General features: G+C 42.1%; 14 protein-coding genes and 1 riboswitch. Of the genes, 6 read left to right on the forward strand and 8 right to left on the reverse strand.

The window, feature by feature from the left end:
- Positions 1–6 precede the first annotated feature (6 nt).
- Entirely contained in the window at positions 7–927 is a 921-nt protein-coding gene (locus tag C2M33_RS15540; protein ID WP_063703198.1) for an ExeA family protein, read from the reverse strand.
- A gap of 125 nt (positions 928–1,052) precedes the next feature.
- Between C2M33_RS15540 and C2M33_RS15545 the strand changes: the two genes are divergently transcribed.
- The gene (locus tag C2M33_RS15545; protein ID WP_105174853.1) at positions 1,053–2,162 is read left to right on the forward strand and encodes a tRNA nucleotidyltransferase; all 1,110 of its coding nucleotides are present in this window, start codon (positions 1,053–1,055) and stop codon (positions 2,160–2,162) included.
- Here the strand turns inward: C2M33_RS15545 and C2M33_RS15550 are convergent.
- From C2M33_RS15550 to C2M33_RS15565, 4 genes are all read right to left on the reverse strand, one after another.
- A complete protein-coding gene (locus tag C2M33_RS15550; RefSeq protein ID WP_063703194.1) occupies positions 2,150–2,671 on the reverse strand; it encodes an Lcl C-terminal domain-containing protein in 522 nt (173 codons plus the stop codon). The two genes, C2M33_RS15545 and C2M33_RS15550, sit on opposite strands and share 13 nt — an antisense overlap.
- A 1-nt stretch (position 2,672) precedes the next feature.
- Positions 2,673–4,352, reverse strand: a complete 1,680-nt coding sequence (locus C2M33_RS15555) for an Lcl C-terminal domain-containing protein (RefSeq protein WP_063703192.1) — start codon at positions 4,350–4,352, stop codon at positions 2,673–2,675.
- A gap of 83 nt (positions 4,353–4,435) precedes the next feature.
- Positions 4,436–4,768: a hypothetical protein gene (locus tag C2M33_RS15560; protein WP_063703190.1), complete on the reverse strand. Its 333-nt coding sequence runs from the start codon at positions 4,766–4,768 to the stop codon at positions 4,436–4,438.
- A 33-nt stretch (positions 4,769–4,801) separates the two neighbouring features.
- Complete coding sequence (locus tag C2M33_RS15565) at positions 4,802–5,509, reverse strand: DUF2982 domain-containing protein (protein ID WP_105174854.1); 708 nt, start codon at positions 5,507–5,509, stop codon at positions 4,802–4,804.
- Positions 5,510–5,750: 241 nt separating this feature from the next.
- Between C2M33_RS15565 and C2M33_RS15570 the strand changes: the two genes are divergently transcribed.
- The 3 genes from C2M33_RS15570 (at position 5,751) to msrA (ending at position 10,523) form a co-directional block, all read left to right on the forward strand.
- Positions 5,751–6,803, forward strand: coding sequence for an efflux RND transporter periplasmic adaptor subunit (locus C2M33_RS15570; RefSeq protein ID WP_063703532.1), 1,053 nt, complete (start codon positions 5,751–5,753; stop codon positions 6,801–6,803).
- A gap of 3 nt (positions 6,804–6,806) precedes the next feature.
- Positions 6,807–9,905 carry an efflux RND transporter permease subunit gene (locus tag C2M33_RS15575; protein ID WP_063703184.1) on the forward strand — a complete coding sequence of 1,033 codons (3,099 nt, stop codon included), beginning with the start codon at positions 6,807–6,809 and terminating at the stop codon, positions 9,903–9,905.
- An 84-nt stretch (positions 9,906–9,989) separates the two neighbouring features.
- Complete coding sequence (msrA, locus tag C2M33_RS15580) at positions 9,990–10,523, forward strand: peptide-methionine (S)-S-oxide reductase MsrA (RefSeq protein WP_054560929.1); 534 nt, start codon at positions 9,990–9,992, stop codon at positions 10,521–10,523.
- Between the two features lie 149 nt (positions 10,524–10,672).
- Here the strand turns inward: msrA and C2M33_RS15585 are convergent, their stop codons facing one another.
- The 3 genes from C2M33_RS15585 to C2M33_RS15595 form a co-directional block, all read right to left on the reverse strand.
- Positions 10,673–12,526, reverse strand: a complete 1,854-nt coding sequence (locus tag C2M33_RS15585; RefSeq protein WP_105174855.1) for a TonB-dependent receptor domain-containing protein — start codon at positions 12,524–12,526, stop codon at positions 10,673–10,675.
- 34 nt (positions 12,527–12,560) lie between these two features.
- A riboswitch (cobalamin riboswitch) is annotated at positions 12,561–12,716 on the reverse strand.
- A gap of 173 nt (positions 12,717–12,889) precedes the next feature.
- Positions 12,890–13,129 (reverse strand): hypothetical protein, encoded by a 240-nt coding sequence (locus tag C2M33_RS15590; RefSeq protein ID WP_063703179.1) that lies wholly within the window; start codon positions 13,127–13,129, stop codon positions 12,890–12,892.
- Positions 13,130–13,258: 129 nt separating this feature from the next.
- Positions 13,259–13,741, reverse strand: coding sequence for a YajQ family cyclic di-GMP-binding protein (locus tag C2M33_RS15595; RefSeq protein ID WP_063703177.1), 483 nt, complete (start codon positions 13,739–13,741; stop codon positions 13,259–13,261).
- 157 nt (positions 13,742–13,898) lie between these two features.
- Between C2M33_RS15595 and C2M33_RS15600 the strand changes: the two genes are divergently transcribed.
- Both C2M33_RS15600 and C2M33_RS15605 read left to right on the forward strand, forming a co-directional pair.
- Entirely contained in the window at positions 13,899–14,249 is a 351-nt protein-coding gene (locus tag C2M33_RS15600; protein WP_063703175.1) for a VanZ family protein, read from the forward strand.
- Positions 14,242–15,135 (forward strand): ketopantoate reductase family protein, encoded by an 894-nt coding sequence (locus tag C2M33_RS15605; RefSeq protein ID WP_063703172.1) that lies wholly within the window; start codon positions 14,242–14,244, stop codon positions 15,133–15,135. The genes C2M33_RS15600 and C2M33_RS15605 overlap by 8 nt, the downstream gene beginning before the upstream one ends.
- Positions 15,136–15,147 lie beyond the last annotated feature (12 nt).

Below are 15,147 nucleotides of genomic sequence, written 5' to 3' on the forward strand. Positions count from 1 at the left end.
CACTCGTTATATTAGGTAGGATAAACCAATACCCATTCCTAATACGGCTAAAAATGAAACGGGATAAAGCCACACATAACTCGGCTCTTTATTTGCTACTGTGGCCATTGGTGTACTCGTGGGTGGCAATGCTTCAGCAGCTGAGCGCATCACAAGCTCACTATCAACACTCAATTTTTGCTGCGAAAAAGCCCCTACTAAACAACGCTCACACAATAAATTGATTAATCTTGGTACACCTTGAGTGACTTGATAAATTGCTTTTAACGCATCACCTGAGAACAAGGCTTGCTCTGTACCCGCTTTAAACAAGCGATGCTTAACATAGGCAAATACTTGCCCTTCCGTTAATGGTAATAAGTGATAACGTGCCGTTATACGCTGAGCTAGTTGTCTTAATTCAGTACGTTTTAATAACTCTTGTAACTCTGGTTGCCCAACTAACACAATTTGCAGTAGCTTTTTGTGATCCGTTTCGATATTCGTCAATAAGCGCAATTGCTCTAGCACATCTGGCGCGAGTAATTGTGCTTCATCAATAATTAAGATGGTATGACCGCCTGCTTGATTATTTGCCTCTAGATGTTTTTTAATAACATCAGTAAGCGTTTTTAATGTCGCATTCGCGCTGTCATACTCAATTTTCAACTCATCACAAATACTGGCAAGCAGTTCGAGCTGTGACAAAGCTGGGTTATGAATTTGTGCCACTTGGGTGTTTTCAGGTAACTGCTCTTGCAGGCTTCTTGTTAGTGTTGTTTTACCTGTACCCACTTCGCCTGTTAACAGAACAAAGCCACCCGCTTCACCTAATCCGTAGGTAAGATGTGCTAATGCCTCTTTATGGCGCTCACTAAGAAATAAATACTCAGGATTAGGGGCAATCGAAAAGGGTTTTTCTGACAAGCCAAAATAGCTTAAATACACCGTGTTATTCCTTGCGTTTAAAATCACGGTCTATAATGGCAAAAAACATCGCTACTTAAAACCTTGTTTACATTTTATTGGTTAAATAACGTAAAATAGCGAAAAGGCAAAATTTTAGGTGTTTTATGCAGGTTTATTTAGTCGGTGGCGCAGTGAGAGATGCCCTACTTGGTCGTGACGTTAAAGAGCGCGATTATGTGGTGGTTGGTGCAACGCCCGAGCAACTGATCAGCCAAGGCTATCAACAAGTTGGAAAAGATTTTCCAGTATTTTTACACCCTAAAAGTAAAGAAGAATATGCGCTAGCCCGTACCGAGCGAAAACAAGGCCAAGGTTACACGGGGTTCATTTGTGATTTCGCGCCTGATGTCACTTTAGAGCAAGACTTAATTCGTCGAGATCTCACCGTAAACGCCATTGCGCAAGCCCAAGATGGCAGCTTAGTTGATCCATTTTCTGGCCAGCAAGATCTTGAAAATCGTGTATTACGTCATGTCTCCGATGCCTTTAGTGAAGACCCTCTACGCATATTGCGAGTAGCGCGTTTTGCTGCTCGTTATCATTACCTAGGCTTTACTATCGCCCCTGAAACCCTATCACTATTAACCGAGATGGTTAAAGCCGGTGAACTGAGTACCCTCACCGCTGAGCGCGTTTGGTTGGAATGCGAAAAATCCCTCAGTGATGGCGCATTTAGCGAGTTTTTAAATGTGCTTGCCAGCATTGGCGGCCTGCATGCAATTAGCCCTGAGCTTGAAAGTAAATGGTGTGATGAGCTTTACAATACGTTTCAAGCACGTTTTGACTATGCTAACAAACTACAAATTAACGACACTGCGTTATTATTTAGCCAAATTACTTTATCACTTTCAAGCGATGAGATAAAAACGATAGCTAGCAACATACGCTTACCTAATGAAGTGCGTGATTTAGCGCTATTTAGCCAAACTCATCAAACAACATTAAGTGCAGAAAAACCGACTAGCGAAGCTGTTTTTGCTTGCTTTAATCAACTTGATTTATGGCGTCGCCCTGAGCGTTTTGAGCAAGTATTGAAGGTGTTAGAAATAAGTCAGCAACAACCTGTTAGCTGTTTTGAGTCGCTCACAAAGACAGCTAAGCAAGCACGAGCAGTTAGTCCGCAGCAATTTATTGCTCAAGGTATTAAAGGCGCAGAAATAAAAACCGCGCTTGAGCAAGCGCGGTTAGAAGTTATTAACAGTTACTTTTCGTAGCGCACCAAACGCAAATAAACATCGGACGTTTTTGCGTGCAGGCTGTTTATGCCTTTATCAAATTGGTACACCCAAGCAAGATCGGTACGACTGATCCCTGAAGTACTGCTCCAATAGTTTTGCAGCTTAGTCGATAAAAATGCCGTTTCGTTGATACTAGGCTGTACACAACTATGCTCTAAGATACTTGCTAACTCTTTTACATTTGGCACATGCCAATCAGTGTAATCAGCAAACGTTGCGTTTTCGGCCCCGCGTAAAGCTTCGCCCCATGTAAGCTGCTGGCTCGTGCCCTCGCAAGTATCCGTGTCACTATCATAACTTTGGCCAAAGGTACAACGTTGCCACATAAGACCCGTTTCGCTGTCACTTACTGTACCATCCTCATTGATAGTAAAGCGGCTATCAGGCGTCGTCTCAGTGACGGCGCTATAACATACTTGCGCAGCGGCATAACTCGATTGCAGAGCGATTACGGTAAGTGCTGTGATTAAAGATAAGTTTCGCATATTACTCTCCCGGCGTTCTAACTAAGCGCACAAAGGCAGTGTTACTTTTTGGATACGCTAAATCATTCGCACTACTCATATCGATAATATAAGCTTGCGACAAACTTGTTCCATCTGCCGCGGTTTGCGAAGTCCAATAAGGCATAAACGAACTGCCATCTGTACTTAGTTGCGTGTCGCTCGGTTGATTTGGGAAAAAGTCACTATTAAGTATCGAAGACTCACCTTGCTTGGCATAATCTAATAACCCTAATAATTCGGTGTAAGTGGGCACACGCCAATTTGTACCACCGCAAAAATCGCTGCTGTTTACATCATTAATGTAAGTTTGCAGGCCACAGTTGCTGGTGCTTGGGCAAGTAGAGCTCGCAGCCCCTTGTACACTGCCCGTTTGCACACCACTTGAACCATTTAAATACCAGGTATAATGGTTTGTTGCTGCACGATCGGTTGTTGACGGCGGTAATGTTGAACTTGCTTCTTTTACTTCCCAAATAAGGCCCGTCACGTTATCGCGTACACAACTAAAGCTGGTCGCATCATCAGGAAGTTCGTCGGCATATTCATTCATTTTGGTAAAATCAAACGCCAGGTCACCCTGACCGACTTTATCTAGTTGATTAGCGACACTGTCACGGCCTATGTCTGCGTCTTGGCTTGGGAAGTCTTCGCTGCCGCAATTAATTTTTTGCGAGTTGTTATAGCAATCGCTCATACCGGTATCGTTAATTAATCCCAACGGTTTTGGACTTATATCGATAATTACCGTATCTGTGTCGCTACGCGATTTACTGTCTGTCACGGTAACTTCAAAACTAAGCTCTGAATCAGTATCGACATCAGGGGCTACAAACGTCGTGATACATTGGTTCTGGTTTGCCAACGTCACTGTTTCGCCTGTTAACTGCTCCCAAAAACATGATTTTGTTGCTGTCACAATTTCACTGTTGCTGGCATCAAGGGTTACGGTATCAAACTCGATAACCTGCTGGTCTTCCCCTGCATCAGCAATAATAACCTCAACCGTTTTGTTTAAGGTAAACGACGCCTCAGTACTCGCCGAGCCACCTTCATCATCGGTTACAGTCAAGCGCCATGTCATTGCTGTATTTGATTCAAGTAATGGGTGAGTAAAACTAATTGTTTGATTTGTATAACTATCAGCGGTTAAATCTGGGCCATCAAGTTGCGTCCACAAATAACTGTCAACCGAGCCATTTTCATCGATATCAGCAGATTCTTCGCCGCTTAATGTGATCACATCATTGTATTGTGATGGCAACTCTTCTGGCGCAGTTTGGGTAATAACAGCAACAGGAAGTTGGTTATTGGAAGTAATAAAAATACTGACTTGATCGGAAACAAGTTGCCCATCATCGGTTTGATAATTCACTTTCAACACAAGCTCTGAATCGAGCTTAATATCAGGAGCAGTAACAGTTTGTTCAGCACCCTCAGCAGGAAAACCTTCTAATGCTGGGCCACTGACTCGCTCCCAAGTGAAGGTTCCATCGCTTGGAGAGCCTTTTGCAGATACAGTAAACTCACTTTTTTCAATGATTTGCTGATCTGTGCCCGCATTAACGGTTGCAGCGGTTATGCTCGAGTCACTAGAACCGCCACCGCCACCACAGGCTGTTAATGTCGTTAATGCAACTAGGGCAAGAGGCACTAATCTCATGTTTACCACCTTAAAATGAAAAGTCGGTTAAGGCCGACTGCCAAATAAGCTAATAACAAGCAATTAAAGTGCCAGACTAGGAGTTATAAATAACTTTCTTGGTGGATACGAACGAAAAGCTTTGTGCCGATTTTACTGTAGTCGACTTTATACTCTCGACCATCTAGGGCTTGGATAAACAGTAAACGTTTTTCTTCTGCGAACACATCTGGACTGGTTACATAAACCATCTCTAGATAGCGCTCTTTCGCTTCACGACGGTTTTTTGGCAGATCTTCTTTGAAAGGCTCAAGGCCATTTTGGGTCACTTTAATACGTGGATGGTTTTCACCATTCACTATCACTAAATCAAGTTTTTTATCTTTGTGTATAATTGTGTTTCGACCGCTTTTAATAAAAGAACGTTCTTGACTCATAGCCTTTTCCTACTACTTTCTGCCACCTAAAGCTTACATTTTCTGCAAGCGAGTCTCTATAAACTCATTAGGATTCAGTTTCCAACGATTCAAATCAGCACTAAATTGCCAAATATCAACATCAAGTACATTGGCAGGCAGTAATAAATCGTATCCTGTCAATTGCCTTAAATGCTGCGTACGATTGGCAAACATGGCAATCAATCCTTTGTAAAGCTGACCACTTGGGGCAGTGTAGTCCGTCTCTTCTATTAACCATTCTGATGGGCAATCACCATTTTTGCAATGTTTTTGAATAACTTGCATAAATAAATGACGTTGCTCTATTAGTAATCGTCCGGCAATTCTTGGGTGAATCTGTGTTAAAAATTCATCTATGTTATTGAGTTTAATACCAACTGCGTTTAACTCAAGGTATTCTAAGCCCTGTTCCACTTTTGGTATACCACTATGATGAAAATTAGCACGATTTAGCTGCCAATTCCCAACTTTGTGATGATAAATAAGTAAATTCTGAGTAAATGTTAGGCTAAAGTATGGCTCTTGCGTTTTTAAAAAGCCAATAAACAGTGCAGCAATACAGCTTGTTGCTAAAAAGATTTCAACAAGGCTAATTTCGCCAGGTCTCAATATGTTAACCAGCATAATAATGATCAGCCCAATACCGCCTACAACCAAAAACTCACAGCCATGGCGAGATGCTTGAGCGCGCACGCTAAGTGCAGGACATTTCTTATCCATAAACAGAAAAATAAAAAATAAACATCACAATTGTGACCAAAATTATCTTTCTAAGCGTTAAACAATAATTACACTTTGGCTCTTTACTCATACTAAAACCTCTTTTTTAGTCACAATAAAGGAACAAACTAGCCGAACTTTTAACTTTTACGCTAAATGCACAAATATATGAGATACCTGACATACGGTGCACGTACTAATTTTGTACACTACACTCAACTAATTTTCTGGTAACACAATGATGTATTCTACACAATCTGGCAAAGCTCTTTTTCCATTTATTATTACCCTTTTGCTAGGGTTATGTATTTATTTGTATTTACCTTCAAGCCAAGGTGAGCAGAGCAACTTTGGTAATAGCGCAACTCAAGTGACAGCACATACTGTTGTCGCCGAAGAAAATGCAGTGCTGATTGAAGCAATTGGTAGTGCTCGTGCTAACCAAGCGATTTACTTGCGTAGTGCACAAAACGATTATGTTACCGATATTTTTTTCAACGATGGCGATTTAGTAAATAAAGGTCAAAAGCTTGTTCAACTGCAATCGCAAGAAGAAGAATTAGCAGTAAAAGAATTAAGCATCAATTTACGAGAAGAGCGCCGCCAACTTGAACGCCTCACTGAGTTATCTCGCTCACAAGCCACTGCTAAGTCGTTACTAGAAGAGCAGCTATCACGTGTTGACGCAACCGAAGCACAACTTGAAAGTGCAAAAACAAAATTGGCCGAGATGACGATTAAAGCGCCTTTTTCAGGTTTGCTTGGTAAGCGTGAAATTTCAATTGGTACCTATGTAAATAGCACAACCAACATTACGACACTTGATGATATCAGCATTATCAAAGTTGATTTTAAAGTGCCAGAAAAATACTTAGCGCAACTGCAACTCGGTATGAAAGTGATGACGCAAAATGATGCGTACCCAGAAAAAACTTTTACCGGTAAAGTCACTCACATTAGCTCGCGCATAGACTCAATTACCCGTAGCGTTGAAGTGACTGCCAGCTTTATCAATAAGAGCGGTTTATTACGCCCTGGTATGCTGTTAAACACTGCCTTAGAGTTAAGCTCAAGCCAAGCACTTATGGTGCCTGAGAAAGCCGTGATCCCGCAACAAGACAAACACTATGTGTTCCAAATTGAAGATGGCGTTGCAAACAAAGTCGAAGTGCATGTGGCTGGTCGTCACAATGGCTGGGTAGCCATTGATAAAGGCCTTGAAAATGGCCAACAAGTTGTGACTGAAGGCATCATTAAGATCCGTACTGGCAGCAAAGTAAGTATCAAGGGCTAAACCATGAAAATTACTGATACTAGCGTTAAGCGCCCGGTCTTCGCGATCGTAATAAACCTATTATTACTCACCTTTGGCTTGGTGGCATTTTCTATGCTGCCACTGCGCGAGTACCCAGATATTGAAACACCGATTGTTAGTGTTAGCACTGAATACACAGGTGCTAGCGCAGAGATCATTGAAACGAAAATAACCCAAGTCCTCGAAAACCGTATTTCGGGTATCGAAGGCATTAAAAGTATTAACTCGTCGAGCCGAAATGGCCGCTCAAATATCACCATTGAATTTAATATTAGCCGCGATATTGATGCCGCATCAAACGATGTACGCGAGCGTGTAGCCCGTGCCCTTGATAGCTTACCTGAGCAGGTTCGCCCGCCAGAGGTGTCTAAATCAAACAGTGATGAAAGCCCAATTGCTTGGTTCGTACTAAACAGTACCACCATGGATTCATTGCAGTTATCTGATTACGCGCAGCGTTTTATTGTTGACCGATTAGCCGTTGTTGATGGTGTCTCAAACGTGCGCGTGGGTGGCGAGCGTAAATACGCAATGAAAATCTGGTTAAACCGTAAAGCAATGGCTGCGCGCGGTATTACCAGTAGTGATATTGAAACCACTTTACGTACTGAAAACGTTGAATTACCTGCCGGTGAAATCGAATCTATCGACCGCGATTTTACAGTGCGTACTGCGCGTAGTTATAAAGATCAACAAGACTTTCGAAACCTAGTGATCAAACGGGGTGAAGACGGCTATTTAGTGCGTTTAGGTGAAGTGGCTGATGTGCACTTAGAAGCCGCGGACGACGAAAGCTTATTCCGTGGTAATGGCCGTAACATGATTGGTTTGGGTATCGTCAAACAAGCCAAAGCTAATACCCTAACCGTGGTTGATAATGCCCGCGCAGAGCTTGAAAAAATTAAGCGTAACCTGCCAGAAGGCACCACCATTCAAGACAGCTATGACTCTTCAATTTTCATAAAAGAATCGATTGATGAAGTTTATCGCACACTCGTTATTTCAATGGCGCTAGTTGTCTTAGTTATTTACTTATTCTTAGGTAATATCCGTGCAACGCTAGTACCTGCTGTAACCGTACCTGTGGCGTTAGTGGGTAGCTTTATGTTCTTGCTGGCTATGGGTTATTCAATCAACTTACTGACTCTTCTAGCCCTCGTGCTGGCAATTGGTTTAGTGGTGGATGATGCGATTGTTATGCTCGAGAACATTCACCGCCGTATCGAATTAGGCGAACCACCACTACTTGCTGCATTTCGTGGTGCCCGTGAAGTTGGCTTTGCGATTATAGCAACGACCCTCGTATTGATTGCGGTATTCGTACCACTGGTGTTTATGGATGGCCGAATCGGTGCCCTCTTTACCGAATTTGCGATGGCAGTAAGCGCCGCGGTGTTCTTCTCTAGTATTACTGCGTTAACGCTTTCTCCAGCGCTGTGCTCAAAAGTTTTGAAGTCATCAGAAAAAGAAAGCAAGTTTAGCCAGTGGATGGATAGAAGCTTTAACAAAATCGAAAATGCCTACCGTAACTCACTCACCTCAAATATGAGCCGTAAGTGGAGCTTACTACTGACTATGATTTTGGCCGGTGTTGCCAGCTTTATGCTATTTCAAAAAGTGCCATCAGAGCTTACGCCAAAAGAAGACCGCGGTACTTTCTTTATCATGATGAGTGGCCCTGAAGGCGCAAGCTATGAAAATAACGCTGCAAACATGGCTAAAATTGAAGAACGTTTAATGCCTTACTCTGAGTCTGGTGAATTGAGCCGAGTGCTTGTTCGTGTGCCGGGCTGGGGTGGTCAAGGCGGTGTTGCTATCATTGGTATGGCTGACTGGGATAAGCGTAAGCGCTCAACCTGGGAAGTAATGGACGAAATCAGCGGTAAAATGACTGAAGTAACTGATGTGCGTGCATTTGCCATTATGCGCCGTGGTATTGGTGGCGGCGGTTCATCTCGTCCGATTGAATTTGTACTGCAAGGTAACGATTACGACCAGCTAGCCGATTGGCGAGACCGTATTATTAAGCGTGCTGAGAAAAACCCAGGCTTGGTAAGAATCGATCATGATTATAAAGAAACGTTCCCGCAGTTTTTAATCAACATTGATAAAAACAAAGCCGCTGATTTAGGGGTTTCTGTATCGGATGTGGGTCGCACGCTAGAAACCATGTTAGGCCAACGCCGCGTAACGACCTTTATCGACCGCGGTGAAGAATACGATGTGATTTTAAAAGGCACCAAAGAAGACTTTGCTAACCCGACTGATATCTCAAATATCTATTTAAAATCACGTAGTGGCGAATTAGTACCGCTAGATAGCTTAATTAGCTTAAAAGAAGAAGCCACTGCATCGCGTTTAAACCGTTATAACCGTATGCGCGCAATTACTTTAAGTGCGAACTTAGCAGATGGTTATACCCTAGAAGAAGCACTTAACTTCTTAAATCAAGTTGCAGCGGAAGAAAACGACATCGACGGTGCAATTGACTACAAGGGTGAATCGCAGCTGTTCTATGAAGGTGCATCGGCGATGACCTATGTATTCATACTAGCACTGACAGTCACCTTCTTAGTACTTGCAGCCCAGTTTGAAAGCTTTATTCACCCATTTGTGATCATGCTTACAGTACCACTTGGTTTAGTGGGTGCATTATTTGGTTTGTGGTACACCGGACTTACTCTGAATATTTACAGCCAAATTGGTATCGTAATGCTGATAGGTTTGAGTGCGAAAAACGGTATCTTGATTGTTGAGTTCGCGAACCAACTGCGCGATAAAGGTGTGGAGTTTAACGAAGCGATTACCCAAGCTGCGACACAACGTTTACGCCCAATTATTATGACCTCATTGACCACCGTGATGAGCTCAGTACCGCTGGTACTTGCAAGTGGCCCAGGTGCAGAAAGCCGTATGGTAATTGGTGTGGTGGTATTTACTGGTGTTATTGTTGCAACCTTACTGACCTTATTCGTCGTACCTGCTGCATACAGCGCACTTGCCCGAAATACCCAGTCGCCTGAGTACTTACAGAGCAAGTTAGAGCAGCAAGCAAAAGACAAGCCGTTAGAAGAAATTTAAACGAGCTTGAGCTTTAACAAAACGCCGTCTTTACGGCGTTTTGTTTTTTCGGCTATAGTCAGCAAAACGGTAAGGAAGTGAAATATGGATAACAACATACAAATAGCCACTTTTGGCGGCGGCTGCTTTTGGTGTATTGATGCCGCATTTAGACGCGTAAAAGGCGTGCTTAATGTCAGCTCTGGCTATGCCGGTGGTGAGATTGAAAACCCAAGTTATCAACAAATTTGTACCGGCTTAACGGGTCACGCTGAAGTGGTTCAGCTCGATTTTGACAGCAGTATTGTAAGCTATAACACCCTGCTTGAAATGTTCTTCACTTTACACGATGCCACACAGTTAAACCGCCAAGGTAATGATGTCGGCACCCAGTATCGAAGTGTTATTTATTATCATGATGAAAAGCAAAAAGCAGAATCTCAAGCCATGATTGATGCTTTACAAAAGCAAATTCGAGAGCCGATAGTCACCGAGCTGAGCCCGCTTACAAACTTTTACCCTGCAGAGCAGTACCATCAAGACTATTACAATGAAAACCCAAATCAAGGTTATTGCAGTATTCTGATTGCCCCTAAGCTTGCTAAGTTCGAACAGTATTACGCAGATAAACTAAAATGAAAAAAGCCCGCTAAGTAGGTAGCGAGCTTTTAGACGCAGAACTAATAATAACGCTGAGCGTGTTTTAACTTAAAAACGAATGACATCAACGGGCAAATTAATGTCAATTACTCGCTTTAAGCAAACAGCTCAGTTGACCTTAATGGCTATTAGAACTGATAACGGGCACCTACAAACAGGCGACGCTCGGCCGTGTTGTAGTAATAAAATTCGTCGTTGATGTAATCACCATCTAGGTCTGTACCATAGGCATCAACGGCGTTGTACTCTTTATCGAATAGGTTTTCTACACGTAGTGACACAGTTAAGTTATCAGTCGCTTGGTAGTGACCAACTAAATTCCATAACGTATAAGAAGGTAAGTGCGTTAACTTGCCATCACGATCACCACGGTATTGCATATCGATACCAGCATCAAAATCACCCCATGCTTTGTTTAATGACCAATTCACAGTGTGGTTTGACACATAGGTTAGAGACTGACCTGTCTCAGTATCTTCCGCTGAAAGGTAAGTAAAGTTAAAGCTGTGATCAAAGCCAAACACTTGGTTTTTAAAGCTAAACTCAACACCTTCGTGGCGAGCTTCGTTTATATTAGTTGGGATCCACTGCCCTGATGCATTTGGTGCCCAAGCGATTTTGTTGTCGATTTCGCTGCGGAAAACCGCAATATCAAGGCTGATATCATTCACATTGAGTGATAAGCCAAGCTCTTGGTTATCTGATGTTTCAGGGTTTAACTCTGGGTTACCTGAGCCTGGGTAATATAGGTCATTAAATGTTGGAGATTTAAAGCCAGTGCTTTGACTTACGCGGAATGTCGCGATGTCATTTAAGTGATAGCCAACAGCTGCAGTGTAAGTTGTTTCATCACCAAACTGCTGATCATCATCTTGGCGAACGGTTAGGTTTGCCAGCACGTGTTCGTCGTCATAATAAGCGCCAACAAACGCAGCGAACACTTCACGGCTGTCTTTTAAGTAAGTACCTGAGTTAGTGTTCACTTCATCTTTATACCAATTCAAACCGCCACTAAGAGTCAGTGCTTGATTGAAAAAGTATTGGCCATTGTAATCGATTTGCTCACGCTCAGTTTCAAACTTATCAACCACCGTTGCACCAGTGTAATCAATACGTGAGTCATCTGAACTATCACTTGATATAGCGATATCAATGGCGTGGCTGTGTTTTTCGAAAGCCTTTTTCCAACCTAGTGAAGCTTGGTAATTTTCGAACTCGCCTTTTTCTACGTTGCTGTCTGCAGGGCTATAAGCGCTATCGTATTTTGCTTCGCCTTCTGAGTATTGTGCTTGCGCTAAAAACTCACCTAACTGCTCATTTTGATAACCAAGATTAAAGCCAAGGTTTTTGTTCTCGTAGCCGTCTTCATCAGGGGCTAAGCCTTGTAAAACATCAAAACCATCTGTTTTTTCATAACCGGCATTAACGGCAACATCAACACCCGCAAACTGACCACCAGTCGCTACTTGATACTCTTGATAAGAGTCTGAGCCAAAAGTAACATCTAAGGTCGTATTTTGTGCTTTGCGCGTAATGATATTAATCACACCAGCTAGCGCATCTGACCCATATACAGCAGCACGTGAGCCTTTGATTACTTCAACACGCTCAACACTGTTTAAAGGAATATTGCTAATACTTTTATAGCCAAGTGTTGCAGAGCCTGTACGTACACCATCAATTAAAATAAGTGTATGACGAGAACTTGCACCACGTAATGAAACACCTGAGCTTTGCCCAAAGCCACCATTGGCATTAATTTGAAAGCCTGCTTGCGTTGCCAGTAAGCTTGGTAAGTCACGAACATAACTTGCTTCAATATCAGCGCGGTCAATGACAGTAACACTGGCTAATACATCATTAATTGATTGTTCGAATTTATTGGCAGAAACTGTGATGTGCTCGATTGATTGCTCGTCAGCAGATACAGAAAAAGACAACGTAGCAGCAACCGCTACGCCTAACGCAGATTTATTTAGCATGATATCCCCTAGCCTGTGCCCACCGCACACGCGAATAGTAAGTTACTTCAAGGCCGGTCTCCGGACTCTGTACATGCATGGCATCTACATTACCGTTGCGGGGGCAGTGTTGGCATTGTTTTCTCCCTGAAAACGCACCGACTTCCCGATTATCTTGCGACTATTTCACCCTTTGAAATAAAACGTATCTGAAGATACAGCAAGCACCTCGAAAATAGGCCGTTATTGTGATGATTTTGGGGAAGAAAGTCAATGGACGGCTATACCGCTAAAGACAAGTTTTAAGTCTAAAACTTCAAGCTGTAAGTGGAGACAGATCAAAAAAGCCAATCAGCATGGTGATTGGCTTTTATAAAACAATAATTACCAGAAGTACTCATGAGGTTTTGAGTTTCCTAACGGAAAAACAATTCCTTCTGGGTCAGCACCATTCAGCACACGCTTGCAAAGAGCTTTATTTAAGCGTCTTCTTGGCTTAGTCATTGTCATTTTCACCCACCAACTTGGTGTTTGTTGGTAAAAATAAGTACTGTGTGGACCTGTGTATTTTCTGTTTATTTTACCGTGTTTATTACGGTCAATTGTTTTGTTTTTTACTGACATAAATATCCTCTAGCTGAAAATAGCTAGAAGATATCTTTTTCTCTGTAACCTAATATTCGTCTCAAAATACGCTCCTTGTAAAGTTCAGAAACTTGCAGGCTTATAGCTTAAAGCTATAAACACAGTGTATTAATCGCGGAAGTTTTTGAACTGGAATGGTTGACCTAAATCAGCAGTACGAACAACTTGCATTGCTTCTTGTAAATCATCACGTTTTTTACCAGTTACACGTAATTCTTCACCTTGAATCGCGGCTTGTACTTTAATTTTTGAGTCTTTGATTAACTTAACGATTTTCTTCGCTACGTCTTTTTCGATACCTTGCTTAAGAGCAACATCACGCATTACGTATTTACCGCTACGCGACTCATCTCTTAATTCTAGGCTAGATACATCTAAGCCACGCTTTGAAATTTTCGCAGCAAGAATGTCAAAAAGTTGCATTACTTGTTGTGGTGCTTCAGCTTTTAACTTAATTACTTTGTCACTTAGTTCGATTGATGCATCAACACCACGAAAATCAAAACGCGTCTCTAGTTCACGCTTTGCATTATCTACTGCATTCTGCGCTTCGTTCATTTCTACTTCAGAAACAATATCAAATGAAGGCATGGGGTTCTCCTAACATAGTCTTTTTTAAATTCATTTATGGTTGGCAATTATAACGCTTATTTGTCGATTCTTTCTATTTTTATCCGATTTGTTCAGGTGCGATGCAAAAATTGTTTGATATACTGGCCATTCAATTTCGGCATTTTTAGGGTTTATTGTGACAAGGCGTGTTTACCAAGTTATCTTTTTAGCCAGCATTATTGGCTTTACGATTTTGTTTGCCAAAGAAATTAAAGGGGTGAGCAACCTCTTCCCACACGTAGATAAAGTGGCGCATTTTGGTATTTTCTTCATATTAGCCATGGTGATGGATAAAGCCTTTAAATTACCACTCATGGTGCAAATTTTACTGTTAGCTGGGTATGGAGCCGCCATTGAATTTATGCAAGATATGCTGCCTTACCGTCAAGCCTCGGTTGGTGACTTTATCGCTGACTTTATTGGTGCCATCAGCTATTTTGCTATAAAACTTGGTTTTCATTTAGGTAGTAAGCAACGTAATGGCTAATGTTTTAATAGTTGGCGATGGTGCAATTGGCTTATTGTTTAGCCATTTTTTATCTGCACAACATGACATTACATTACTGACCCGCAAGCCAACCCTGACCACACGTTTTTATCAAGCAAGTAATGGTAAATCACACCCTATCAAAGCCCGTCTCATTAATCATAAAGAGCTTGGTCATTCAGCGCCCTTTGATTTAGTGTTAATCACCGTTAAAGCATTTCAAGTTCAAGCGGCCTTTAAGCAAATAAAACCTTACCTCAATGAAGACTGCCAAATCGTTATTTCTCATAATGGTATGGGTAATGTTGATGAACTTAATGCCCAGCTTTTGAACACGCAAGGATTAGCGTTTTTAACAACGCGTCTAGCTGGTTTTAAAACAACACCTTATAGCGTAAACCACACTGGAAATGGTGAAAGTGTGCTAGGCGCATGTAATGCGGCTGCAAGCGAAAGGCTCAACGAGCTTAAGCAGCAGTTTAGTTACTTACCACATTTTTCTGTGAGCGATGATATTCACTCGCTGCGCTGGCAAAAACTACTAGTGAACATTGCCATTAATCCCTTAACGGCAATTCATAACGTTAAAAATGGCCAGTTACGCGCACCACAATTTAGCACGCGCATTATTAATTTACTTAGTGAGGCGTGTTTGGTAGCCAATAAACAAGGTGTTGATGTAAAACTCAGCGAGGCGTTGGACCAAGCCTATTCTGTGATGACAGCCACCGCTGAAAACTTTTCTTCTATGCAACAAGACATCAGCCATAATCGAGAATCTGAAATTGATGCAATTTGTGGCTATGTGTGTGAGCAAGGTGCTAAGTTAGGGATAAAAACCCCCTATAATCAAGCAATGCTAAGCATGATAAAAATTAAAAGTTGATGGGCTGCTAGC

This window comes from Pseudoalteromonas sp. T1lg122 (assembly GCF_002964825.1).
Classification (GTDB): Bacteria; Pseudomonadota; Gammaproteobacteria; order Enterobacterales; family Alteromonadaceae; genus Pseudoalteromonas; species Pseudoalteromonas gelatinilytica.